25 protein-coding genes are annotated in these 23,279 nt (G+C 56.5%); 17 read left to right on the top strand and 8 right to left on the bottom strand.

Annotated elements, in window-relative coordinates; all coding sequences use genetic code 11:
- Nucleotides 1-382: 382 nt before the first annotated feature.
- Together DWX63_RS07830 and DWX63_RS07835 are read left to right on the top strand one after the other, a co-directional pair.
- The gene (locus DWX63_RS07830) at nucleotides 383-2,380 is read left to right on the top strand and encodes a type IIA DNA topoisomerase subunit B (protein WP_117716801.1); all 1,998 of its coding nucleotides are present in this window, start codon (nucleotides 383-385) and stop codon (nucleotides 2,378-2,380) included.
- Nucleotides 2,381-2,425: 45 nt separating this feature from the next.
- Nucleotides 2,426-4,666, top strand: a complete 2,241-nt coding sequence (locus DWX63_RS07835) for a DNA gyrase subunit A (protein ID WP_117843331.1) — start codon at nucleotides 2,426-2,428, stop codon at nucleotides 4,664-4,666.
- 99 nt (nucleotides 4,667-4,765) lie between these two features.
- Here the strand turns inward: DWX63_RS07835 and DWX63_RS07840 are convergent, their stop codons facing one another.
- The 3 genes from DWX63_RS07840 to DWX63_RS07850 form a co-directional block, all read right to left on the bottom strand.
- Nucleotides 4,766-6,055: an ATP-binding protein gene (locus tag DWX63_RS07840; protein WP_117583295.1), complete on the bottom strand. Its 1,290-nt coding sequence runs from the start codon at nucleotides 6,053-6,055 to the stop codon at nucleotides 4,766-4,768.
- A gap of 180 nt (nucleotides 6,056-6,235) precedes the next feature.
- Nucleotides 6,236-6,766: a flavodoxin family protein gene (locus DWX63_RS07845; RefSeq protein WP_117843332.1), complete on the bottom strand. Its 531-nt coding sequence runs from the start codon at nucleotides 6,764-6,766 to the stop codon at nucleotides 6,236-6,238.
- Nucleotides 6,767-6,964: 198 nt separating this feature from the next.
- A complete protein-coding gene (locus DWX63_RS07850) occupies nucleotides 6,965-7,525 on the bottom strand; it encodes a TetR/AcrR family transcriptional regulator (protein WP_089572815.1) in 561 nt (186 codons plus the stop codon).
- Nucleotides 7,526-7,668: 143 nt separating this feature from the next.
- Between DWX63_RS07850 and DWX63_RS07855 the strand changes: the two genes are divergently transcribed.
- Genes DWX63_RS07855 through DWX63_RS07865 form a run of 3 tightly spaced genes read left to right on the top strand, consistent with a single transcriptional unit; the run spans nucleotide 7,669 to nucleotide 10,196 of the window.
- The gene (locus DWX63_RS07855; protein WP_199411147.1) at nucleotides 7,669-8,634 is read left to right on the top strand and encodes a hypothetical protein; all 966 of its coding nucleotides are present in this window, start codon (nucleotides 7,669-7,671) and stop codon (nucleotides 8,632-8,634) included.
- 3 nt (nucleotides 8,635-8,637) lie between these two features.
- Nucleotides 8,638-9,336, top strand: coding sequence for a hypothetical protein (locus tag DWX63_RS07860; RefSeq protein WP_117799862.1), 699 nt, complete (start codon nucleotides 8,638-8,640; stop codon nucleotides 9,334-9,336).
- Nucleotides 9,324-10,196 carry an NAD-dependent protein deacetylase, SIR2 family gene (locus DWX63_RS07865; protein WP_117843333.1) on the top strand — a complete coding sequence of 291 codons (873 nt, stop codon included), beginning with the start codon at nucleotides 9,324-9,326 and terminating at the stop codon, nucleotides 10,194-10,196. The genes DWX63_RS07860 and DWX63_RS07865 overlap by 13 nt, the downstream gene beginning before the upstream one ends.
- Here the strand turns inward: DWX63_RS07865 and DWX63_RS07870 are convergent.
- The gene (locus DWX63_RS07870; protein WP_117843334.1) at nucleotides 10,171-10,935 is read right to left on the bottom strand and encodes a carboxymuconolactone decarboxylase family protein; all 765 of its coding nucleotides are present in this window, start codon (nucleotides 10,933-10,935) and stop codon (nucleotides 10,171-10,173) included. The two genes, DWX63_RS07865 and DWX63_RS07870, sit on opposite strands and share 26 nt — an antisense overlap.
- 152 nt (nucleotides 10,936-11,087) lie before the next feature.
- Between DWX63_RS07870 and DWX63_RS07875 the strand changes: the two genes are divergently transcribed.
- A complete protein-coding gene (locus DWX63_RS07875) occupies nucleotides 11,088-11,528 on the top strand; it encodes a MerR family transcriptional regulator (protein ID WP_117635863.1) in 441 nt (146 codons plus the stop codon).
- Between the two features lie 137 nt (nucleotides 11,529-11,665).
- Here DWX63_RS07875 and DWX63_RS07880 read toward each other — a convergent pair whose 3' ends face one another.
- The gene (locus DWX63_RS07880) at nucleotides 11,666-12,301 is read right to left on the bottom strand and encodes an NAD(P)-dependent oxidoreductase (RefSeq protein WP_199411148.1); all 636 of its coding nucleotides are present in this window, start codon (nucleotides 12,299-12,301) and stop codon (nucleotides 11,666-11,668) included.
- A 137-nt stretch (nucleotides 12,302-12,438) separates the two neighbouring features.
- On the opposite strand from DWX63_RS07880, the gene DWX63_RS07885 reads away from it, so the two are divergent.
- A complete protein-coding gene (locus DWX63_RS07885) occupies nucleotides 12,439-12,816 on the top strand; it encodes a winged helix-turn-helix transcriptional regulator (protein WP_369831937.1) in 378 nt (125 codons plus the stop codon).
- A gap of 271 nt (nucleotides 12,817-13,087) precedes the next feature.
- Here DWX63_RS07885 and DWX63_RS07890 read toward each other — a convergent pair whose 3' ends face one another.
- Nucleotides 13,088-13,711 (bottom strand): TetR/AcrR family transcriptional regulator, encoded by a 624-nt coding sequence (locus tag DWX63_RS07890; RefSeq protein ID WP_117843336.1) that lies wholly within the window; start codon nucleotides 13,709-13,711, stop codon nucleotides 13,088-13,090.
- A gap of 29 nt (nucleotides 13,712-13,740) precedes the next feature.
- A complete protein-coding gene (locus DWX63_RS07895; protein ID WP_117635866.1) occupies nucleotides 13,741-14,094 on the bottom strand; it encodes a dihydropteridine reductase in 354 nt (117 codons plus the stop codon).
- Between the two features lie 134 nt (nucleotides 14,095-14,228).
- Here DWX63_RS07895 and DWX63_RS11415 point away from each other — a divergent pair, with 134 nt between their 5' ends.
- The 8 genes from DWX63_RS11415 (at nucleotide 14,229) to DWX63_RS07935 (ending at nucleotide 20,098) form a co-directional block, all read left to right on the top strand.
- Nucleotides 14,229-14,378 carry a DUF6019 family protein gene (locus DWX63_RS11415; RefSeq protein WP_199411150.1) on the top strand — a complete coding sequence of 50 codons (150 nt, stop codon included), beginning with the start codon at nucleotides 14,229-14,231 and terminating at the stop codon, nucleotides 14,376-14,378.
- A gap of 639 nt (nucleotides 14,379-15,017) precedes the next feature.
- Nucleotides 15,018-15,491: a LytTR family DNA-binding domain-containing protein gene (locus DWX63_RS07900; protein WP_117843337.1), complete on the top strand. Its 474-nt coding sequence runs from the start codon at nucleotides 15,018-15,020 to the stop codon at nucleotides 15,489-15,491.
- Nucleotides 15,484-15,963, top strand: coding sequence for a DUF3021 family protein (locus tag DWX63_RS07905; protein ID WP_117843338.1), 480 nt, complete (start codon nucleotides 15,484-15,486; stop codon nucleotides 15,961-15,963). Before DWX63_RS07900 ends, DWX63_RS07905 begins: the two co-directional genes overlap by 8 nt.
- Before the next feature lie 578 nt (nucleotides 15,964-16,541).
- Nucleotides 16,542-16,961, top strand: a complete 420-nt coding sequence (locus DWX63_RS07915) for a YjdF family protein (protein ID WP_117843340.1) — start codon at nucleotides 16,542-16,544, stop codon at nucleotides 16,959-16,961.
- Between the two features lie 212 nt (nucleotides 16,962-17,173).
- Nucleotides 17,174-17,353, top strand: coding sequence for a DUF6019 family protein (locus DWX63_RS07920; RefSeq protein ID WP_117843341.1), 180 nt, complete (start codon nucleotides 17,174-17,176; stop codon nucleotides 17,351-17,353).
- Nucleotides 17,354-17,930: 577 nt separating this feature from the next.
- Nucleotides 17,931-18,560, top strand: a complete 630-nt coding sequence (locus DWX63_RS07925; protein ID WP_117786446.1) for a class I SAM-dependent methyltransferase — start codon at nucleotides 17,931-17,933, stop codon at nucleotides 18,558-18,560.
- Entirely contained in the window at nucleotides 18,547-19,152 is a 606-nt protein-coding gene (locus DWX63_RS07930; RefSeq protein ID WP_117843342.1) for a class I SAM-dependent methyltransferase, read from the top strand. The genes DWX63_RS07925 and DWX63_RS07930 overlap by 14 nt, the downstream gene beginning before the upstream one ends.
- A gap of 115 nt (nucleotides 19,153-19,267) precedes the next feature.
- Nucleotides 19,268-20,098 carry a class I SAM-dependent methyltransferase gene (locus DWX63_RS07935; protein WP_117843343.1) on the top strand — a complete coding sequence of 277 codons (831 nt, stop codon included), beginning with the start codon at nucleotides 19,268-19,270 and terminating at the stop codon, nucleotides 20,096-20,098.
- 190 nt (nucleotides 20,099-20,288) lie between these two features.
- Here DWX63_RS07935 and DWX63_RS11140 read toward each other — a convergent pair whose 3' ends face one another.
- Nucleotides 20,289-20,723: a hypothetical protein gene (locus tag DWX63_RS11140; protein ID WP_147336075.1), complete on the bottom strand. Its 435-nt coding sequence runs from the start codon at nucleotides 20,721-20,723 to the stop codon at nucleotides 20,289-20,291.
- Here DWX63_RS11140 and DWX63_RS07940 point away from each other — a divergent pair.
- Entirely contained in the window at nucleotides 20,722-21,684 is a 963-nt protein-coding gene (locus tag DWX63_RS07940) for an Abi family protein (protein WP_117843344.1), read from the top strand. The genes DWX63_RS11140 and DWX63_RS07940 overlap by 2 nt on opposite strands.
- 660 nt (nucleotides 21,685-22,344) lie before the next feature.
- Nucleotides 22,345-22,947 (top strand): Type 1 glutamine amidotransferase-like domain-containing protein, encoded by a 603-nt coding sequence (locus DWX63_RS07950; protein WP_117843345.1) that lies wholly within the window; start codon nucleotides 22,345-22,347, stop codon nucleotides 22,945-22,947.
- Nucleotides 22,948-23,279: the final 332 nt, after the last annotated feature.

Below are 23,279 nucleotides of genomic sequence, written 5' to 3' on the forward strand. Positions count from 1 at the left end.
ATTGCATCGACTAATTGATGTCAACTATATCTGTCATCGGTATACGGATATAGCAGTTTCGATTCGTCATTCCATCTTACTCGGGCGGAACCGACTCGGTTTTGTCCGAGTAAGATTGGGCATCCGCGAACTCATCGAATTTCTGAATCGTGTCACCCATAATCGTTCGATTTTGTTTAGTAAAACTAGGTCCCTATTAAATAAAATTCGTTTGTATCCAAATTTGTTTAACAATGCCGCGCTAACACTAAACACTATACCCGTTAATTCGAACGATTGTTCGATGGATTTCGTGTTGGTTGGAATCGCCTATGGGCTGGGCTATGCTAATTTGACTATCTATATGACTAAAACGCAGCAAAGGAGTATCGAGAGAGCGAGCATGGCAAAAAACACCGCAAACTATGGTAACGACAGTATTCGTCAGCTCAAGGACGAGGAGCGCGTACGCCTGCGCCCCGCCGTCATCTTTGGCTCGGACGGGCTCGACGGCTGCGCGCATGCCGCCTTCGAGATCCTGTCCAACGCCGTTGACGAGGCGCGCCAGGGCTACGGCAAGCTCATCACCCTTACCGCCTTTCGCGATGGCTCTATCCAGGTAGAGGATAACGGCCGTGGCTGCCCACTCGACTGGAACCCTTCCGAGAAGCGCTTTAACTGGGAGCTCGTCTTTTGCGAGCTCTACGCCGGTGGCAAGTACAACAACAACCAGGGCGGCGACTACGACTTCTCGCTCGGCACCAACGGCCTGGGCTCCTGCGCGACCCAGTACGCCTCCGAATACATGGACGTCACGGTTTGGCGTGACGGCAACAAGTACTCCCTGCACTTTAAGAAGGGCAAGGTCGTCGGCGCCAAAAAGAAAGCGCTTGAGATTGAGCCCAGCGACGAGGACCGCACCGGCACCACCATCAAGTGGCGCCCCGATCTTGAGGTCTTTACCTCGATCAGCATTCCCCACGACTGGTATCGCGAGACCATGCGCCGCCAGGCCGTGGTCAACGCCAACGTGACCTTCCGCCTGCGCATCGAAGGCGACGATGGCGAGTTTTCCGAAGAGGATTTTTGCTACCCCAAGGGTATCGAGGACTACGTGCTCGAGAAGGTCGGTGCCGACTACCTCACCGAGCCCTTCTTCATCGAGGCCGACCGTCGCGGTCGCGACCGCGAGGACCTGCCCGACTACAACGTAAAGATCACCGCGTGCATGTGCTTCTCGCGCACTTTCATGATGCAGGAGTACTACCACAACTCCTCCTGGCTCGAGAACGGCGGCTCACCCGAGAAGGCCGCCCGTAGCGCTCTGACCAGCGCCATCGATGCCTACATTAAGCAACAGGGCAAATACAACAAAAACGAGAGCGGCATTAAGTGGCAAGACGTCCAGGACTGCCTGGTACTGGTGACCAACTGCTTCTCCACTCAGACGTCCTACGAAAACCAGACCAAGAAAGCCATCAATAACCGCTTTATCCAGCAGGCCATGACGGCCTTCTTTAAGGAGCGCCTCTCGACCTACTTGATCGAGAACAAGGACGCCGCCAATAAGATCATGGAACAGGTGCTCATCAACAAGCGCTCGCGCGAGAACGCCGAGAAGACCCGTCAGAGCATCAAGACCAACCTGCAGCAGAAGACCGACATGGCCAACCGCGTGCAGAAGTTCATCGACTGCCGCTCCAAGGACAAGAGCCGTCGCGAGATCTACATCGTAGAGGGCGACTCGGCAGCAGGCGCCATCCGCACCTCGCGCGATGCCGAGTTCCAGGGTGTTATGCCCGTCCGAGGCAAGATCCTCAACTGTCTGAAAGAGGACTACCCGCGCATCTTTAAGTCCGACATCATCATGGACCTCATGCGCGTGCTGGGCTGCGGTGTGGAGATCAAGGACAAGCGCATCAAGAACCTTGGTGCCTTCGACCTGGACAACCTCAACTGGAACAAGGTCATCATCTGTACGGACGCCGACGTCGACGGTTATCACATCCGCACGCTCGTGCTCACCATGCTCTACCGCCTGGTGCCCACGCTTATCGACGAGGGCTACGTGTATATCGCCGAGTCACCGCTCTACGAGATCAACTGCAAAGAGAAGACCTACTTTGCCTACACCGAACTCGAGAAGAACGGCATCCTCAAGGAGATCGGCGACCAGAAGTGCTCGATCAACCGCTCCAAGGGTCTTGGTGAGAACGATCCGGACATGATGTGGCTCACCACCATGAACCCCGAGACGCGTCGCCTGATCAAGGTGGAGCCCGAGGACGTCACCAAGATGGAAACCATGTTCAACCTGTTGCTGGGCAACGACGAGGCGGGCCGCAAGCGCCATATCTCCGAGCACGGCAAGGAATACCTGGACCAGCTGGACCTGCAATAGCAGCAAATCGATAACGACGGCCCATAAGAAGTTCAAGAGGAAATCGTGGCAAAGAAGAAGACGAAGAACCAGCCAAAGAAAAAGCAGGTCAACGCCGAGAACGTCATCGGCCTGCACTCCGAGGTCACCGACCAGCCGATTACGCAGACGCTCGAGGTCAACTACATGCCCTACGCTATGAGCGTCAACGTCTCGCGTGCATTCCCCGAGATCGACGGCTTTAAGCCCTCGCACCGCAAGCTGCTCTACACTATGTACAAGATGGGCCTGCTCAAGGGCGAGCGCCAAAAGAGCGCCAACATCGTGGGCCAGACCATGAAGCTCAACCCGCACGGCGATGCCGCGATCTACGAGACGATGGTGCGCCTGGCGACGGGCAACGAAGCGCTGCTTGCCCCCTTCGTGGAGTCGAAGGGCAACTTTGGCAAGTACTATTCGGGCGACCTGAGCTACGCCGCCTCGCGTTATACCGAGGCCAAGCTCTCCCCCATCAGCGCCGAAATCTTCAAAGACATCGACAAGGACCCGGTCGACTTCGTTGACAGCTACGACGGTGCCATGAAGGAGCCGCGTCTGCTGCCCACCACGTTCCCCAACATCCTTGTCTCGGCCAATAAGGGCATCGGCGTCGCCATGGCGTCCGACATCTGCGGTTTCAACCTCAACGAGGTCTGCACCGCCACGATGCACTACCTGAAGGACCCCGACTGCGACCTGCTCGAGTACATGCCCATGCCCGATTTCTCGACCGGCGGCGAGATTATCTACCGCCGCGAGGAGATGGAGAAGATCATCGAGACCGGTCTTGGCAGCTTCCAGATTCGCTCCCGCTGGCGCTGGATTCCCGAAGAGCGCATCATCGAGGTGTACGAGATTCCCTACACCACCAAGACCGATGTCATCATCGAGCGCATCGTCAAGCTCTCCAAGGAGGGCAAGGTCAAAGAGATCGCTGACATCCGCGACGAGACCGACCTCTCGGGCTTGCGCATCGCCATCGACCTTAAGCGCGGCGTCGACCCCGACAAGCTCATGGCGAAGCTCTATCGCTCGACCACGCTGCAGGATTCGTTCTCGTGCAACTTCAACGTACTGGTCGACGGCTATCCCCGCGTTATGGGTGTGCGCCAGATCTTGCACGAATGGGCCAAGTGGCGTATTGAGTCCACGCGCCGCCGCATTAGCTTTGACCTGGACAAAAAGTCCGAGCGTCTGCACCTTCTGCACGGCCTCGAGGCAATTCTGCTCGACATCGACAAGGCCATCGCCATCATCCGCGGCACTAAGCTCGAGGCAGAGGTTGTACCCAACCTTATGAAGGGTTTCGACATCGACGAGACCCAGGCCGAGTTTGTCGCCGAACTCAAGCTCCGCAACATCAACGAGGAATACATCCTCAACCGCACCAAGGACATTGCCAAGCTCGAGGGCGAGATCGCCGAACTCGAGGAGATCCTCTCGAGCGAGGACAACATCAAGAAGGTCATCAGCGACGAGCTGGCCGCGGTTAACAAGAAGTACGTGATGCCGCGCCGCACGGGCAGGATCGAGCCCCATGAGGTCATCGAGGTAAGCCTGGAGTCCGAGGTCGAGGAGTACCCGGTCACCATCATGCTCTCGCGCGACGGCTACCTTAAGAAGATGACGGACCGCGTGCTCAAGAAGGCGACCACGCTCAAGTACAAGGACGGCGACAAACCCTTTATCGAGTTCCCGTCCTCCAACACGCACGAGCTGCTGGTCTTTACCAACAAGAGCCAGGTGTACAAGTGCAAGGTCGCGGCGTTTGAGGATACCAAGTCGGCCCAGCTGGGCTCGTACCTTCCGACCGATCTCGAGATGGAACCCGACGAGAGCGTCATCTGGGTCATCGACCCCGAGGACTACAAGGCCGACGTGCTGTTCGTCTTTGAGAACGGCCGCGTGGTGCGTGTCGCGCTTTCTGGATACGCTACCAAGACCAACCGCAAGCGCCTTAAGAACGCCATCTACGGCGGCAGCAAGCTGCTGTATGCGCAGGTGCTCAAGGAGGACCGCGACCTCGCGCTGGTCTCGAGCGACTACCGCCTGATGAACTTCAACACGTCGCTGCTCAAGACCAAGACGACCACCAACACGCAGGGCGTCCAGGCCTTTACGGCCAAGAAGGGCCGCTCGGTCACCACCGTCGGCACGACCGAGGAGATCCTCGGCGCCGGCGTCTCGGCCGAAAAGTTCACCGCGCAGAGCCTACCTTCCGCCGGTGCCCTCATGAAGGAAAACGACATGCCGAGCCTGTTTGACTAAAACAACGGCGGCCAAACCGTCATGGTTGTACAAAGCAGCGGGGCCCGGAGCGCAGTAAACGCTGCGCCCTGGGCCCCATGCATTACACCAGCATCATCCCTATAGACAAAATGCCGCATAAAGTGGAACAGACATAAGCCCATCATTCATTCCAAAGGGCTTAGTCGATAGCCTGATAAGGCGTACGCCCGGATGGGTCTTTTTAAGTGAGGACAGGCTTCGAGATCTTGTGTTCTCTCCCGCCTTGACTTCAATCGCAGACAAGCATCCCTGCTTCTCTACTACAAAGTCGATTTCCGCACGATTATCTCGCGCCCAATAATGCAGCGGATAGCCCATGGCTGAAAGCTGTTGGGCGACGTAGTTTTCGGTAAGTGCACCCATGAATGTGCCGCCGATGCCGGCAAGAATATCGGCGCGTTGAGCACCGGCCTTGGAGACGAGCAGCCCTGTATCCGCCTGATAGATTTTAAAAGCAGAAGGGTTAACGAAGGCCTCTAAAGGGCTTTCGATCTGCCCGACTAGGCTGCAGCGCGCCACCGTACCCGACAATACAAGCCAGTCGAGAGCATCTCCAAAGAGAGACGCATTGCCCCCCGCTCGCACTACCTTGTATTGAAATTTGCGATTCTCTTTGGCAAGCTGCTGTGGAATGGAATCGAAGCACGCACGCGTCTTTGCGCTCAAGCGTTCATCAGCATATTTATTGGTGTCGGCGGAATATCCGTCGAGAATAATCCGATGCTTTTCGGCCACATCAATGATTGACTGATCATCGATATACGTTTGGACCGCCTCGGGCATTCCGCCAACAACAAGATACTGTCGATAGAGCCTAAGCGCCTTTTCATGAAGGCTTGGCGCAAGAGGACCCATTAACTCGAATGACGAGCGTATCTCATCGACCAGCTGATCGTGCCCCATTGCCCAGAGAAACTCCTCGAAATCGAGTGGAGTCATCTCGATCAAGTCGGTCTTTCCGACGGGGAACGAATACGACTGATGGTTAATGGCAACCCCAAGAAGCGACCCAGCAGCCGCAACGTAATACTCGGGAGCATCTTCGCAAAAGTATTTAAGGGAAGTGAGCGCTTCCTCGCATGCCTGGATCTCGTCAATGAACAGTAAGGTTTTGCCAGGCACGATACGCTGTCCCGTACGAGCCTCGATCGCACGTACGATCGAATGAGGGTCAAGACCGCCCGAAAAATCCGCTCGCGCCGACCGGTCGTTCTCAAGATTAACGTAGACAACCGATTCGAAAAGATCCTGGGCGTACGTTCTGAGCAAATAGGTCTTGCCACACTGGCGCACGCCTTTGACCAGCAAAGGTTTTCTATCAGCTCTGTCTCGCCATTCCCTAAGGAGCTCGTCTGCCTTGCGACGCATACGTAACCTTCCCTCATGAACTTCTATTTGACAATATTTTAACGCGGATTAATTTGTTTTTAGTTATTTTTCTGCGTTTAAAAATTGTTCTATACGGCACTTGAGGGAATGCGCCCCTATCTCTCGGTAAGGACAGCAAGCATTTCCACCAACACCGATTGCCATGCGCTCTTCTTGCCCTTAGGCGAGCTTGCGAGCGAGCTCGCGCACCTCTTTCAACTTGGGCGAGGATGCCATGCTGCCGCGCTCGGTCATACCGCTGATGGTGACAATGCCCTGGTCCGCCCACTTGCAGTACGCGCAGGTTGACTTGTACATGGCGATCGCCGCGTCATAGACGCCCTGGCTGTGGCTATCGAGCAGAAGGGCCGTCTTGGTGAACGGGAATCCCGTGGCACCGAAAGCGTACAGACGGTCGATGGCGGCCTTTTCCTGCGCGGTGATATCGAACCAGTAGATAGGCGAAGCAAAGACGACCATATCTGCATCTTTCAGCGACTCGATCACGTTGGCCATGTCATCCTTCTGCACGCAGACGCCCCCATGGGCGAAGCAGTACTGGCATCCCAAGCAGCCGGCGATCTTCTTGCTGGCAACGCGAACGACCTCAACCGTATTACCGCCCTCACGCGCGGTCTCGGCAAACACCTCGACCATGGTATCGGTATTGGCGCCCTTACGCGGGCTGCCGCTCAATACAACGATATTCATAGGATTCCCTCTCCTTCATGCTGCAGGCGCGCAGCATTTTTTCTTGTAACCAAAACAAATGGGGTTAATCAATCGCCAGCAGGCCATATCTCTTGCTCAAGTTCCCTAAAGAAGCTCAAGGCGATTGCGATTGCCTTATACAACGTCGAAAATCAAAGAGGGCCCATAGCAACGCCACCTACCTGAAATGACATGCGGTCAAGACGAGCTACGAGGATCGTGACGAGCCGATACCGCTCGCATACCCCCTTCGGAATAGGCGCTGAGCAGCTCCTGAGCGTGGGCAAACTCGGGCCCTCGCCTCCAACCGAGCAGGCGGTTGACCGCGAGATTTCCCTGGACGTTGTGGACGAAGAGCAGATAGGCGTCCTCGCGCGAAAGCCCAGTCTCCTCCATGATCGAGGGAACCATCTGCTCGGCGCCGCGCTCGACGACGCGCTGTGCCACCCGGGCGTACGCGTCGTCATCCGAGTAGAGCAGATAATAGTCATCGTTTGCCGGCGGACGCTGGCAGAGGGCGCCCGCCTCCGTTCCCTCGAGCGGCGGCACCGCCGCCAAGGCCTCGTCGATAAGCGCGTCGAGCAGGGCGAACTTGTCCTCGTAGTGCAGATAGAACGTGCCACGGTTGATATCGGCGCGTCGGCAGATATCCGCTACCGTCATCTTCGCGAAGCCGACCTCGGCCAGCAGCGCGAAGAACGCCTCCCGTATGACCGAGAGTGTATAGCGTCGGCGACGATCGATCTTCCCCGCTTCCATTACCCCTCCAATTGCAACGCTCGACAATGCCCGGCAAACGCTCGTTTATCGACAGCAGGCCGAAGCTGTTCATTGCTCTTAAGCAAATCGACATGGATACTTTTTATAGACACCTGTTTATAATAGCTGAAAGAAGGTATCCAGTGACCCTGTACGAGCAGCTCGTTATCGAGCTCACCAACCAATCGTTTTCCCTTCAGGCCGCCTACCGCAGCGGCGGCACGCCCTATGAGCTGAGTGACCGCGAGCCCGAGCCCTACGACCAGCAAATCAGGGACTTCGCCCGCATGATCGAGGAAGCCGATTGCGTGCTGGTGGGCGGGGCCTCTGGGCTCTCCGCGGCGGGCGGCGGCGACTTCTATTACGAGGACAACGCAACCTATCGCAGGCATTTCGGCAAATTCGCCGAGCGTTACGGTTTCAAGGGCGCTTTCGAGGGGTCGTTCTACCGCTGGCCCACCGCCGAGGCGCGCTGGGGATACCTCGCCACCTTCCTCGACACCACGCTCAACGCCCCGCTGCGCAAGCCCTACAAGGACCTCGACGCCATTCTCGCCGAGAAGGATTTCTTCGTGCTCACCACCAACCAGGACACGCAGTTTGTGAAGCTCTACCCCTGGGAGAAGGTGGCAGAGATCCAAGGCGACCACCGCTTCTTTCAGTGCTCCCGCTGTTGCACCGACGCGGTGTGGGATGCGGTCGAGCCGGTCTCCAACATGGTAGAGGCCATGGGAGACGGCCTTGAGGTTCCGACAGAGCTCGTGCCGCGCTGCCCGCACTGCGGGGCAGAGGCGTTCCCCTGGGTTCGCGGCTACGGCAACTTCCTGCAGGGCGAGCTCTACGAGGAGCAGTACCACAAGGTGTCCGACTGGCTCGACGCGCACGCGCGGCAGAGGATCCTTTTCCTCGAGCTGGGCGTGGGCCGCATGACGCCCGCGTTTATCCAGGAGCCGTTCTGGGCCCTCACGGCGCAGTTGTCGCAGGCTAGCTACATCGCCGTGAACAACAGGACGCAGTTTCTCCCCCGCGCGATCGAGGATTGGGGGCTCGCCGTTCGCGCCGACATCGCCGACGTGCTCGCCGACGTGCGCAAGACGCTGGGGAGGTAGCACATGGAAACGGTGAAAGCAGTTCGCATAGGCAGGGCGCTAGCCGAGGCGGATCTTGTCATCATCGGCGCCAGCAACGGGCTGGACATGGCAGAGGGGCTCAACCTCTTCTGCGCCGATGCTCATTTCCGAGAGGCGTACGGCGACCTCGCTCAGGCCGACGGCATCGGCTGCATACTGCAGGGGCTCGCCTCCCCGGATGCCAGCGTGCGAAGCCGATGGGTCGAGCGGTTCCATCAAAAGGAGTATGTCGAGTATGAGCCCAGCCCGCTCATGAACGGGCTGCGGCGTCTTACAGAGCACGCTGACACCTTCGTGATCACGTGCAATATCGACGGGCACTTCGTACGCGCAGGGTTCAACGAGAACCGCGTGCTCGAGACGGAGGGGAGCATACGCACGTCGATCGACGAGCGGCGTCTCGCCCATCCAGACGCCCTCGCCACGGCCCAGCTCGAGGAGCTCGAGCGCCTTGTGCAAGCCCATCGCAACGGCAGGGTCGCCATCCTCGAACTTGGCGTGGGACTGCGCAACGGCATCATAAAGCACATGCTCGCCCAGATCGCGAACGTCTGCGAGCACGCCACCTACATCGTGTTCAACTACAGCCAGGCCATGGCGCCCGACGCCTCGTGCGAGACGATTCTCGTTGACGGCGATATGACCCCGGCTTTCGAGGAGATCGCCCGATGCCACCCCTAGAAAGAGAAGCGCGTAGGCTTCGAAGCCTTATCGACGATGCCGACGCCATCATCGTCGGCATCGGCTCGGGCATGTCGAGCGCCGCCGGGTTCAACCATTACAACCGCGCGGGCATGGCGCGCGCAGGAATGGCGGACTGGCAGCAAGCCTTTGGCTTCAAGAGCCTTTTCGACGGCTTCTACCACCTCTACCCCAGCCTCGAGCAGCAATGGGCCTACTACGCGCGATATATCGATTTCATGCTGCGCGAGCCGACCTCGCAGCCCTATCTCGACCTACGGTCCCTCATCGGCCATAAGGACTACTTCATCCTGAGCACCAATGTAGACACCCAAGTCGAGAAGACGTTTCCCACCGAGAGGATCTGCAACTATCAGGGAAGCTTCGCGCACCTTCAATGCAAGCAGCCATGCTGCGACGAGCTCTTCGATGCGAGCCCCTACGTCGAGCGCATGCTCGCGGGCATGGCGGGGTTCGAGGTCCGCAGCGAGGACGTCCCCCGATGCCCGCACTGCGGCTGGCGGCTCGTGCCGTGGGTGCGCGACGACACGTTTCTGCAGGGTGCGGCATGGCGCGAGAGCCTCGGACGATACGAGCGCTTCGTGCGCGAGCGCAGCGATCGCCGCGTGCTGTTGCTGGAGCTCGGCGTGGGCGAGATGACCCCGGGCATCATCACGCTCCCGTTCTGGAGCATGGCCGCAAAGCTGCCGGATGCGCACCTTTTGAGCGTAAACATCTCGGGCGACTCGGCTCCGCTGCAGCTTGGAAGCAAGGCGGAGGCGATCCAGGCCGATTTGGGCGCCCTGCTCTCGGCGGCGCGGACGGCGAAGGTATTTAAGCCTCCTTGTCAGTCGCTTTGAGATAATCCTCATCGTTCACAGGTTCCAACCACTCGTTGGAGGCTTCCTCGCCCGGAACCTCCAACGCGAGATGTGAGAACCAGCTGTCGGGTGCGGCTCCGTGCCAGTGCTTCACCCCTGGGGCAATGTTGACCACGTCGCCAGGGTGCAGTTTCTGCGCCGGCTTACCCCATTCCTGGTAAAACCCTCGACCAGCCACGCAGATGAGAATCTGTCCGCCGCCGTTTTTGGCGTGGTGCACGTGCCAGTTGTTGCGGCAGCCGGGCTCGAACGTCACGTTGTAGACGCCAACCTGCTCGGTTGATAGAGGCGCGAGGTAGCTTTGCCCGATAAAGTACTTCGCGAATGCGTCGTTGGGGGCACCGATGGGAAAGGCCATCTCGTTTTGGTGCTCGGCTTTTGCATCAGCGGCATCGTCATCCGCCCAGACCTCCTTTGCCATGCGGAAGGCCGCCCACGCCTTGGGCCATCCCGCATAAAACGCCGCGTGCGTAAGGATTTCCGCTATCTCCGCCCTGGTCACCCCGTTGTTCTTTGCGGACATCAGATGATATTTAAACGAAGAGTCCGTCAGTCCCTGCGCCATCAGGGCCACAACCGTCACCACGCTGCGGTCTCGAAGGGAAAGCCCGTCTTCTCGACTCCACACCTCGCCAAACAGCACATCGTCATTGAGCTGTGCGAACTTGTGGGCGAACTCCCCCAGGGCATCCCTGCCTGCCGTCTGTTTAATTGCCATGATCGATCTCCCCCTGTCGATGGTTTAGGTGCAAATCTGTTTCCGCATTACGGAACACCCTTTGCAATCCCTGTTCTAATGACGAGAATGAAGGTAATACCTAAACCTGACTTTAGGTCAAGGAATGAATTCGAGGTTGATTCGGAGGAGCCATGTACACAATCGGACAGGTTTCGGAGATGTTCGGTTTGCCCGCCTCAACGCTGCGCTATTACGACAAGCAGGGATTGTTCCCGGCATTGGAGCGGACGTCCGGCATTCGGCAATTCGGCGATACGGAACTCGAGGCGCTTCGGGTCATCGAATGCCTCAAGAAAGCGGGGATGGAGATCAAGGACATCCGGCTGTTCATGGAATGGTGCGCGGAGGGTCCATCGACATACCCCAAACGCAAGGCCATGTTCGAGGAGCGGAAGGCCCACATGGAGCTAGAGATCGCGAACATGAACCGCGCGCTGGACATGCTGAAGTACAAATGCTGGTTCTACGGGCAGCTGAATCAGGGCGAGAATGAGACTGAGCTGAGGGCCATGATTCCCGACGGTTTGCCAGAAGATATCAAAGAGGCCTACGAGAACGCTCACGCTCGGTAGTACCAAAAACGCCCCTTTTTAAACTCAACCATTGTTTAAGATGTCACAACTTAGGCAACAAGACTGGTTGCCCCGGTACGCAACGGGAGGGTCGACGCGACTGGAATCGACCCTCCCGTTTCCCAAACGGCATGAAGCTACTTGCTCACAACCGAGATGCGCTGGGCGACGTGGTCACCGGACTCGATCTCATCGACCATGGCGATCGCATAGTCAGCGTACGAGAGCGTTGACTCGCCGCGGCTGTTGAGTGTGAACTCCTCGCCCGCCAAGATATACTCACCGGTGCGCTCGCCGTCGGCCTGGAAGTCAGCAGCAGGGGAAACGAAGGTCCATTTGAGGCCGTCCGTTTCGCGAAGGTGAGCAAGGACTTTGCCGGCCGCGGCGGACAGCGGCTTCCAGTCATCGGGGAAGTCCGAGCCCATATCGACGGTGACCGTATGCTCGGGGTTGACGAACAGCGAGCCCGCGCCACCCACTATGAGCAGGCGCACATCGGTGCCGACCAGCACATTAGCCAAGTGGATGCCCGCGTCGGTGATACCGGGGATGGTCTCGGGCGTCCAGCCGCCCACGGCGTCCACCACGGCGTCGAATCCTTCGAGGTCTTCCGTCGTGAGCTCGAGTGCGTCCTTGATGACGGAGTTCTGAGCGGCGGTCCTATTCTCGCCGCGCACGATGGCGGTCACGTCGAATCCGCGACGCACGGCCTCCTCAACGATGAGGCTGCCGGCCCTGCCGTTCGCTGCTACAACTGCGATTTTCTTGGTCATCATGCTTTCCTTTCGACCTGCGGCACTCGACGCCGCTTTCCTTGCAGCTCATACGATACGCGTCAAAGGTATATAATGGAAAGTAGGCACATAAAAGTGCTGTAAGCACCAAAAGGAAACTAATGTAAATGACGTGCATGATTGCAGACGGAGGTTTCGCGAACATGACAACACCGACTTTGGAGAACCTGCCTGCCTGCCCAGTGGAGACAACGCTTTTGCTCATCGGCAACAAGTGGCAGGTGCTCATCCTGCGCGAACTCTCGCTCAAAGGCACGATGCGCTTTAAGGAGCTGCAACGCTCGATCGGCAAGATTTCGCAGAAAGTTCTGACCAGCAACCTACGAACCATGGAGGAAACGGGGCTCGTTCATCGTGAAGCGTTCGCAGAGGTGCCCCCACGGGTGGAGTACTCGCTCACCGACCTGGGACAGACACTCAGACCCGTTCTTGACGCAATGAGAGCTTGGGGCGAGAACTACAAGGAGCAGCTCCGCGGCGGCGGGCTTCGATAAGTAGCTCCTACTGGTTACACGCCTACAGAAACCCCTCCGTCCTATCGCCATCACGGGAAACCCTCCTCCTTGGTTCTCGCCGCAAACGGCTTCGAGGCCGCGCTGGCGGTCCCGGCACGGCTGGAGTCGGCCCGCGCGAGCAGCGGAAAGGGACACACGCCCTTTACCAAGGTAGATTGCTGCTTTCGCTTCCCGTTCCTTCCGCAGTATTCTCAAGGCGGATGCGCGGCCCGCACTCTTGGCGCCTAGGGGGCGTCGCCGTCACATCGTTTCATTCGCGCCTCTCTTTAGCGTTGGCAAGACGTCGGTTCGTGCCGTTCGGGTGCACGCAGGTTTTGATAATGCGCACCATCTCATCGATAGGCGTTTCGCAGCCGCTCCGAATCCAGTCCTGTACCACGGCAGAGAGCCCATGCACATAAAAACTGATGACGAAGGCCCGCTGCTCGCTGGGATAGCCAAAGCGCTCCAACACTGGGTCGATGATGTGCTTCGCTAGGGCCTCGAATCGCTCCTGAGCTTGCAGCGTATGCCCGTTTGCGAGCACCGCGCGATAGATGGAGCAGCTGTCTTGGACGAACTCGAGGTAGGGCCTCAGATACTCGTCGGTTACGAAAACGAGCTCGTCGAGGGGAGCCGTACGGATAGCCCCGATCGTGTCTGCGGCGCTTTGTTCAAAGCGCTCGAAGAACTTGGTGTTCACATGCTCCGAACACTCCTTCACGAGGTCAGGGGCACCCTGGTGGTGAAGGTAGAACGTAGAGCGACCCACCCCTGCCTTCTTGCAAATCTCCTTAACGGTTATGAACTCCGCGCCCTTGTTCTGCAGCAAGTCGAGCAAAGCCTCGTCCATAAGCTGCGCCGTCGTAAAGTATCTGCTCTGCTGCCTGTTCACCCAAGCCTGCCTCTCCCTGATGCCAAAAGCTATTCGCCGGCAATTTCCTTGGCAAGCTCCATTATCTCAAAGGCGTATTTCTTCTTAGAGGTTTCCAGAATCCAGCGATACAGGACAAGGTTCACGCTTGCGCCTGCGATACCCAAGATACCAAGGACGATTCCGAGCACAAACAACGTGCCCTCGCCAGGTCCCAGCACACCCATGGTCAGGCACATGCCCACACCCAACAACAGCGAGGAAGCGATGCCAAAGCTGTAGGCGAAGACGTTCGCGGGGCGCTTTGCTTTGGCATCGAGCTTCTTGAGCGCGGTGAGCTTGGAGGCGCTTTTGGGCGCGTATTGCTTGGCGATCGATTCCGCGCAGATCTTGTCGGTGTCCATGTTTTCTTCCTTTTCTCTATGGCTTGTTCGACAACCCAAGAATAGGAAGAACGTGCAGGCGATTGGAGAACACAAACGGGACGTTGTGTCCATGTTATATCGGCGAATGTCGACACTCGCCGCAACTGCTCGGAATGATGATTGCGCTGTATTTCGTTATCAAATGGGCAGTGAAAAACGGCATAAAAGAAGCCTACGGTGCTATCGCTGGCAAGAATACCGCTGAAGATATCCAAAACGAAAAAGAGTTGAAAGAACTTGGATTGGATCAAGAGGATCGATAAATCCAGTTTCACTGCCCCTAAAACGGCCTCGCTTTGTCCTCGGGGACAATGATGCTCACTCATTCATTTGAATTCGTCTTGAGGAGCGCCTTGACGCGCAGGGCGTAACGTGTGGCCTAGAGAGGTCGTCCCCTGCGCTTTGTCCTTCGCGCGCTCGTGCTTACCTTGATAAGGTCGGCATCACGAAAGAGCATCGCTTCCTCGAGGTACCTGTCACGATTCCTGAGTCTGCTGCATTTCAAGAGCTGCTCCTAAAACTCGAATCTGATTACACTTTTGGGAGTTTCATGACTCTGCGCCACAAGATGAGCAAAGAACGCACCTCGAGATGAATCGACAAAAGGAATTACGCACCTGCCGGGAGGCAGGCAGCCTGCTCGATCATCGCGGACTGCCAATTGATAAACCCCAAAAGCCGGACCGCACGGCGGCGCTCGTTTCGCTAAATCGACTTGATGGAATGGCGGATCACGGTCTTGAGCTTCAATAGCTGGATGCGTTCAGAAATGGACACGAAGGCCCTCGGGTGTCATTCAAATCCAGTCTGCATCTTGGTTCCTCGACTGCGCAGCTTGGTTAAACGCCGAAGGTTCAGCTATCTTCGTCAGCTAGCATGAGAGCAACCCGAAGGGAGGACGCATGAAGATCACAATCGAAGAGCGAGAAGCAGCTCAAGATATAGAAGTCACGATCATCTGCGTAAGGGTCGATCGCCGCGTGCTTGATATAACGGCTCGGCTGCGCATGCTTGACAGGAAGGTGACGGGCGCGGCCGACGGCTGCACGCGCGTGCTGAGCGCAGAAGACGTCCTGTTCATCGAGTCGGTCGACAAGCACACGTTCATTTATACGGCCGACACGGTTCTCGAGACGGGCCTGCGCCTTTACGAGATGGAGGAGCGCCTGGCGGACTGCGACTTCCTGCGCATCGCGAAAGGTTGCATCGTCAACTTCCGCGCGATCACCGCCCTCAAGCCCGACGTCAACGGCAGGATCATCGCCACCTTGGAAAACGGTGAGCAGGTCGTTATCTCGCGCCAGTATGCGCCCGACGTCAAATCGAAGCTCGGTCTGAAGCAGTCGAAACGAAGGAAGGGAGACCGAAATGATTAACAGGGACATTATCGACACCGATAAAAAGACGCCCGTGGAAAACCTCAGGCAACTCGTGAAAAGCACCTGTATCGGCTTCACTGTTGCCATGATAGCCTTCTTGGCATTAGGGACTTGTTTCGCTGATGACACCGCCAAGCAGGGCATTAACTATTGCTGGTCGATTCTCGCCGCGTGCGTCGCCGTCCCCGCGCTGCAGTTCGTGTTCTTCACGCCCGCGGTGATCAGACAGATGGCGTATTCCGCGCGCCTGGCGCTGTTCGACGTTTGCCTCTACGCAGTCCTCTGTGCATTGGCGTTTGTCTTTGCTTGGGTTCCCGTGAACAACCCCGGGGCGTGGGTTACCTTCACGGTTGTCTTTCTCGCCATCCTGGCGGTCCTCACTCTTGCTTTCAACGCCAAGCTGAGCCGCGAGACCCGCGAATTGAACGACAGGCTCGCGGAATACCGCAAGAGCAGGGAGACGGAATAAGGGTATAGCTGAGCATTATCGATGCTGGGCAAATCCTTACTCCCGATCCTCGGATTACCGCCCAGCGCGAGGACCTGATACCAAGGCCGGCGCAGGGCGATGCTCGGCCCCGTTCGCTACCCCAAGCGCTTCCTGCGCGGTCATGCCCTTGTAGCCCTCGTTTGCGCGCATAAGCGGGTTCATGTGCAGGGGATGTCGATCCAGGTGCTGATTGCTCGGTCAGTCTGATCGGATTGGAGGAAGACGACCTCGTGTTCAGCATAGACGATGACGAAACTTCCTACGTATTGCGGCCTACCCAAGCCATCATTCGGTCCTCCTCGGTTTTCGAAACTCGAATTTTTTAAAGTTTCGAAACCAGGGAGGCAATATGCACAGGGATGCATCGAGGAGCGATTCCCAGTCGCGCCATGCCAGCAGCGATACCGGGCGCATTCACGCGTGCTACAATGCGGGCTCCAGAGATGAAAACACAGTCCCCGTCGGGTAGTCGTGGGCGTGCGGGGGTCCGCATCAGCAACCCGCCTCCTTGGTTGTCCCTTCTCTGCATGGTCATCTACATAAAGGAGGAACCAGCCATGCAGATCAGCGTGTCGCCCACCCTGACCGTATATCACGACGGCCAATTTTGGGTCGGGCTGGCGGAACACGCCGAGGACAGAACATACGGCGTCGCCCGCATCGTCTTCGGCACGGAACCGTCCGATGAGGAAATCCTGCAATTCGTTACAAGCAAATGGGCGGAGCTCGCGTTCTTCGGTGACGAGGCCACGGAAACAAGCAAGCCCGCGAAGAATCCCAAGCGACGCGCTCGCGAGGCAGCGAAAGCCCTTAAGCGGCCCGCGGTGAGCACCAAGGCACAACAGGCGCTCGCAGCACAGCGGGAAGCGATGAAGCGGGAATCGGCCCGCGCAAGAAGCCAGTGTCGCGCGGATGAGGCGGAGGCGCGCTTCGAGCAGCGAAAGCTGAAGCGCAAGCAGAAGCATCGTGGGCATTGATCGCCATGTGCAGCAAGCCTTATACAGAAGCGGCGTCAGTTCGGCTTGAAACTGACGCCGTTGTCTATTGCGCCGTTCGTCAACGGCGCGTCCTCGTTTTCTACGAAACTGCCCAAAGATGACGGCTGCGATTGCCCTAGACAACGCTACAGATCCAAGCTATAATTCGAGGACAAAATCGAGCTACAGATCGGAATTATGAGGATTGAATCATGTGGGATGAATTAGGCATAAGTGCAGGGACGGCAGTACTCATTTTGATTGCGCTGTATTTCGTTATCAAATGGGCAGTGAAGAATGGCATAAAAGAAGTCTACAGTGCCATCACTGGCAAAAAAGCCGATGAAGACATCCAAAACGAAATAGACCTAAAAGAGCTTGGATTGGATTAAACAATCAATAAATCCAGCTTCGGTAGCTCTGGAACGGCCTCTTTTCGCCCTCGGGGACAAAAATCGCACGTCTACTCACTTGGGATAAACCCTTACTCCCATTTCTCCGAATACCGCCCCGTGCCTTACCGTCTTCAAACACGGGAAGTAAATTGCAAAATCGCAGGTAAAAGGGAGTAAAACGGCAAAGAAAAAGCCTCCGTCCCAACATGGGAACGGAGGCTCGATTACCGTATTTACTCACCAATGTCGCTGGCGGCTTTGCCGTGATTCTCGTACAAAACGAAAGTCAGCGGCACAGTGCGGCACTCAAAAGTGCAAGTCAAAGCCCCATCGGCTTACTCCCACTCAATGACTAGGGCCCTGGTGTAATTGGCTTGATCACCGTTCCGGGAACCGGTATCGACCTACCTGTCCGCCAAGCTCCTTCTTCAGCTCCAGCCTAGTATCTGATTCGCGCCGTTATAAGCGAAAACCGAAGAGATGCGTCTTAGCCAAGAAAAGAAGGTTAGCCTCATCTTACTGCATGATTCGTGTGTTATAGTTAGATGGCTCTAACTGTTTGGGGGCGACAGCCATGCACGAACGTGAGGGTTTCTGGGACAAGAACGCCGGTCGGTATGACCGTTTCATGCGAAACGACCGGGCGGCGTATGAGAAGATGTATGGGCTGATCCGGCCGGTGGTGAAAGCAAAGACCGTGCTGGAGGTTGCTACCGGCACGGGGCTTATCGCAAAGAGCGTCGTGGATGCGGCGGCGCGCATCGAGGCTACGGACGCCTCTGCAAAGATGATCCTTGAAGCAAAGCGGGACAATCAATCCGCAAAGCTGCACTTTTCCGTACAAGATATGTTCCGCCTGCCCTATGCACAGAAGTCCTTCGAAGTGGTGATCGTGTCCAACGCACTTCACATAGTGCCGCATCCGGAAAAGGCCCTGCACGAAATCAGGCGGGTGCTGAAGGACGACGGCGTGCTCATCGCGCCAACCTTCACCCACGCGGGGAACTCGGTTTCCGGCAAGGCAAAAGCCTTTTTCATGAGTATGGCGGGATTCCCCCTCCACAGCAGATGGACAAGCGAGGAATACCTGCGTTTCCTGCGTCAAAACGGCTGGGCGGTGCGGAAAAGCGCGGTGCTGAAGGCCTCGTTCCCGTTGACCTATGCGGAATGCACGAAATCGGAGGGGCCAGATGTCGTTCTTTGAAAACACCCGCAAGCCCGTGGGCCTCGGCGGAAAACTTATGGTTGCCATGATGAACCTGGGCCACAGCCCTGTGGCGCGGTGGGGACTTCGATTTCTACGACTTGCGCCAAACGCCAAGGTGCTAGATTGCGGCTGCGGCGGCGGGGCAAACATAAAACGGCTGCTGAAAAAATGCCCGTATGGCGTCGTCAAGGGCATCGACTATTCGCCCGTCAGCGTGGAGAAGGCTAGAAAGCTCAACCGAACTGCAATTCAGGAGGGGCGTTGCGCCGTCTTGCAAGGCAGTGTGGCGGATATGGCGTTTGATGATAGCTACTTCGATGCTGCCACGGCCTTTGAGACCGTCTATTTTTGGCCTGATTTGCCCCGATGCTTCCGCGAGGTCTGGCGGACGCTGAAGCCAGGCGGGACAATTCTCATCTGCAACGAGAGCAATGGCGATACGGACAAGGACGAGAGGTGGACGCAGATCATCGGCGGCATGACCATCTACAAGGACATTGAATTAAAGGCATGTCTGGAGCGGGCGGGTTTTCACGAGGTGCAGATACACAAAAAGAAAAAGTGGCTCTGCGTCACGGCGCGGAAGTAGGGGCATCAAGCACGGGTATTTTTGCATCCATCCTGCACATGGCGATAGGCATGACGGTCATAGCGGCTATGCTGGCGGCAATTATGACAGTTTTTATTCACTGAGGAAGAAACCTATGAAATGTAAAATTGAGAAAAACACCGTGCAGGAGACGCTGATCCTCCCGCTGTATTCCCGGAAGCTGTGTACGGAGTTGTACCCGAACCTTTACAGGGATGAAACAGCGGTTCGTCTGCTCGACCAGATCGACTACGACTTTTCAGAGGCAGAGAAAAACTCCCGCAGCCTGATGCAGCGCTTTGGTGCGCTGGAGGTGGCCACACGGCAGGGTGATCTTGCTTTCGAGGTGCGGGATTACCTGAAAGACCACCCCAATGCGGCGGTGGTCAATCTGGGCTGCGGGCTGGACAACACCGGCAGAACCTGCGACAACGGTAGATGCAAGATCTACAATCTGGACTTCCCGGATGTGATTGCCTTGCGGCAGCAGCTGCTGCCCGCCGGGGATCGAGAACAAAATATCCCCTGCGACCTGAAAGACACCGCATGGTTTAGCAAAATCGATGCCTCCCGCGGGGCGGTGTTCTTTGCCTCCGGGGTGTTCTATTACTTTCTGACCCAGCAGGTCCGGGAACTGGTGCGGGGGATGGCGGACGCTTTCCCCGGCAGTGTGCTGGTCTTTGATGCTGCCAATCGGACGGCGGTAAAGATGATCGCAAAAACATGGCTTAAGACTGCAAAAATCAAGGATGTGGGGGCATATTTTGCGGTTTCGGATGCCGCCAAGGAAATCGGCACGTGGAACAGCCGTCTGCAGGTCACAAGTCGCGGCTATATGCTGGGTTACAACGATTTGAGAGACCCTTCTGTCAGCGGCTTTTTCCGGTTTCTCGCAAGGGTCGGTGACAACGGGATGAAAATGCAAATCGTGAAAATTAGATTTTAAAAGGCAGAAATGAAGCCCATTCACTTTGACGTTGAAGAAGACGGCTTTTACGGCACATATTGGGCGTGCAAGGACACACATACAGCAGCGGGCACGGATTCGATTGAAACCGTGCCCGCTATCTAATACTATATTATTTTATCGAACGTATGTTCTATTCCCACTCGATGGCTTTGGTTCTGTCGTCCCGTCATTCCAGTTGCACCCAGTTTTCGGCATCGACACGGAACGCGTGCCGCCGAATGACGCGATGTCGCGTTTCGTCGGCTTCGGGGACAAAAGTTGGGACAACCTCAAAAACTTTTTTCAAACTCAGGGCGTTGAGTTTTTGTTTTTGTCCCAAAGGAGCTTCCGGCCGTGATTCGGGTGCCCGATTGGGCGGAATCGCCCGTTTCTGAAACTCAACCGCAGCATCACGCGCAAGCCACTCGCAACAACTGCAAATGATTGGTCGCGGGCGGCTTCCAACGCGATTCCAAAGCCGCAGGTCAGGCGACTGCGCTGCTGACAGGGAAAGGGAGTCGTATCGGGCGGCTTGCCCATGAGTCGACGATGAGGCTTCCACCGAATGTCGAGAACATGCTGGTAAAATAGGCAATACTTTTGATGACAGGAGACCGAGCATGGCCGAACCCCACGATAGGAAGCCGATCCTCACGATCGAGCAGCAGATAGAGCACCTCAAGCAGAAGGGCGTAGCCTTCGAGCTGTGTTCCGAGGAAGAGGCCGCGGACTACCTGCGCGACAAGTGCAACTTCTTCAAGCTCGCATCCTACCGCAAGCTCTTCTCGAAATACGAGGGGGGCCCGCGCGACGGCCGCTACGTAGACCTCGACTTCGGCCAGCTGCGCCTGCTCGCGGCGCTCGACCAGGAGCTGCGCCACGCCCTGCTCGGCATGACGCTCGACATCGAGCACTTCCAGAAGGTGACACTGCTTCGCGAGATGGAGGACCGCGGAGAGGACGGCTACGCCATCGTGGCCGACTACATGGCATCGCTTACCACTGCAAACAGGGAGTACCGCCTGCGCGAGCTCAAGATGAGCGGCCGCAGCCCCTACAGCTCGAGCCTCTACACGAAGTACTCCGGCGACATGCCCGCCTGGGCCTTCCTTGAGCTCACCTCGTTCGGCGCCCTCATCGACTTCGTGCGCTTCTGCGCCAGGCGATGGGGCGACAGGCGCCTCGAGGCCTCCCACTACGACCTCAAGCGCGTGAAGTCCGTCCGCAACTGCGCCGCGCACGGCTCGTGCCTGATCAACTGCTTCGCCGAGAGGGGCGCCGCCCGGGGCTCGGCGTCCAGCGGCGTCTCCCGAAGGGTCGCCGCCGTGGGAATTCCCAAGGCGACCAGGAGGAAGTGGATGGGGAATACGGCCATGCAGGAGGTCGCGACCGTGCTCGTGGCGCACTCCGGCTTGGTACCCGAGGGCTCCTCGCGCTCGCGCGCCGCATCCGAGCTCGCCGAGATGTTCGCCAGGGCCGACGGCGAAACCGAGGCGCTGCCCGACAAGGGGCCCGACGCCGCAGCTCGCTTCGCGCTCGAGTTCCTTCGCAGGTTGACAGAATCGCTCGGGTTGGTAGAATAGCCTGCAGATAGCAAAACCTTCACGGTTTTAGGGGCGGACTTGCGCAAGCGACTCTGCCCTATTTTTATATTCACTCGCTATAGGAGACGGGTGATACCTGGGTCAATGACAGAACTGAGAAGCCCGGAATAATGGAGCCAGTTAGAAACCCTCGGGTTTGCGGGACGGGATCGTGAAAGCGATTCTGCCCTATTTTTTCCTCCGTCTGCCCCAAATCAAGTAGTTCGAAGATAGCCTGTAGGTGTCCTCGTGGGCGCCTTTTATTTTCAGGGAATCAGTCGCTCGTTCATGAACGCAACCATCGGCCGCTTCATGAACGAGCGACCGGCTTGACCTAGATCGAACCGCCTTCATCTCCGTCTAGGCGCCGGCAATCAACATCGTAAATCCGCGCGTGCTACAATGCGGGCACCAGAGATGTAACCGATTACCGACCGACAAACAAACGCTTGTGGTTGATCCTGTGGCTTCTGAGGTGGTAAAGCGTATCTTTCTGCTTGCCGATGAGGGAAAAGTCCACGAGCCATAGCGGAAATACTGACCGAAGAAAAGGTTTTAATTCCTGCCGCATATGCAAAGGAATATCACCCAGAACAGTACAACGGGATTAAGTTTGCAGACCCTTTGAGCGACAAATGGAATTTATAAAGGAGAATATTGATGAAACTATTTTTATGTTCGCACTTTTCAAGTGTGGGAAGTCTGATAAAGGAAGAAATTGAAAATAAGAAAGTCGCATTTATTCCAACAGCTTCACTGCGTGAAGGCTACACCGGTTATGTCGGCTCGGCTCGAAAATTATTCAAAAAGTTGGGGGCAATCGTAACTGAAATTGATATTTCAACGGAGGCTTATTCAACGATACAGTCTGTTTTTGAAGAAGCAGATGTTATTTATTTTACCGGCGGAAATTCTTTCTTTCTTATGGACCAGCTCCGTAAAACGGGAACTGATGGGCTACTGAAAAAGGAATTGGCAAATGGAAAATTGATGATCGGCGAGTCGGCAGGCGCAATTATATGCGCCCCAAGCATCCAATATATCGAGCAAATGGATGAAAAGCCAGAGGACTACTCACAAGAAGATGATGCAGGGCTTGATTTGATTGATTTCTATGTTCTTCCGCATTATCTTACAGCACCATTTAAGAAAGTTACCGAGACAATAATGACTGAGTTTTCGGATTTGAATCTATGCCCAATTAACAACCGTCAGGGAATTGTAATTGATGGTGAAGATTCAAAGGTTATTTGCAAAGATTAATTTGAAAATTCCAGTTTATCAGTATCAAAAATAGAATATGACGGCACACGGCGGTATTTCCCCTGGATACTCCCGTTCTCATTGGGACGGCGAGATTCTTTACTCCCTATTAACGACCTGGGAAAACGCTGTGCAGAGACCGCCAAAAAGCCTGTTGAGTTTGATTTGAGTTTCGCGGACCCCGAAACGGCCTCGTTTCGCCCTCGGGGACAAAAACCGCGCGTCCACTTACTTGGGATGAATCCTTACTCCCATTCCTCCGAATACCGCCCTGTACTTTGTTGTCTTGAAACGCGGGGAGTAAATGGCGAAATCGCAGGTGAAAGGGAGTA

Source organism: Collinsella sp. AF20-14LB, from assembly GCF_003459505.1.
In the GTDB taxonomy this organism is placed as follows: Bacteria; Actinomycetota; Coriobacteriia; order Coriobacteriales; family Coriobacteriaceae; genus Collinsella.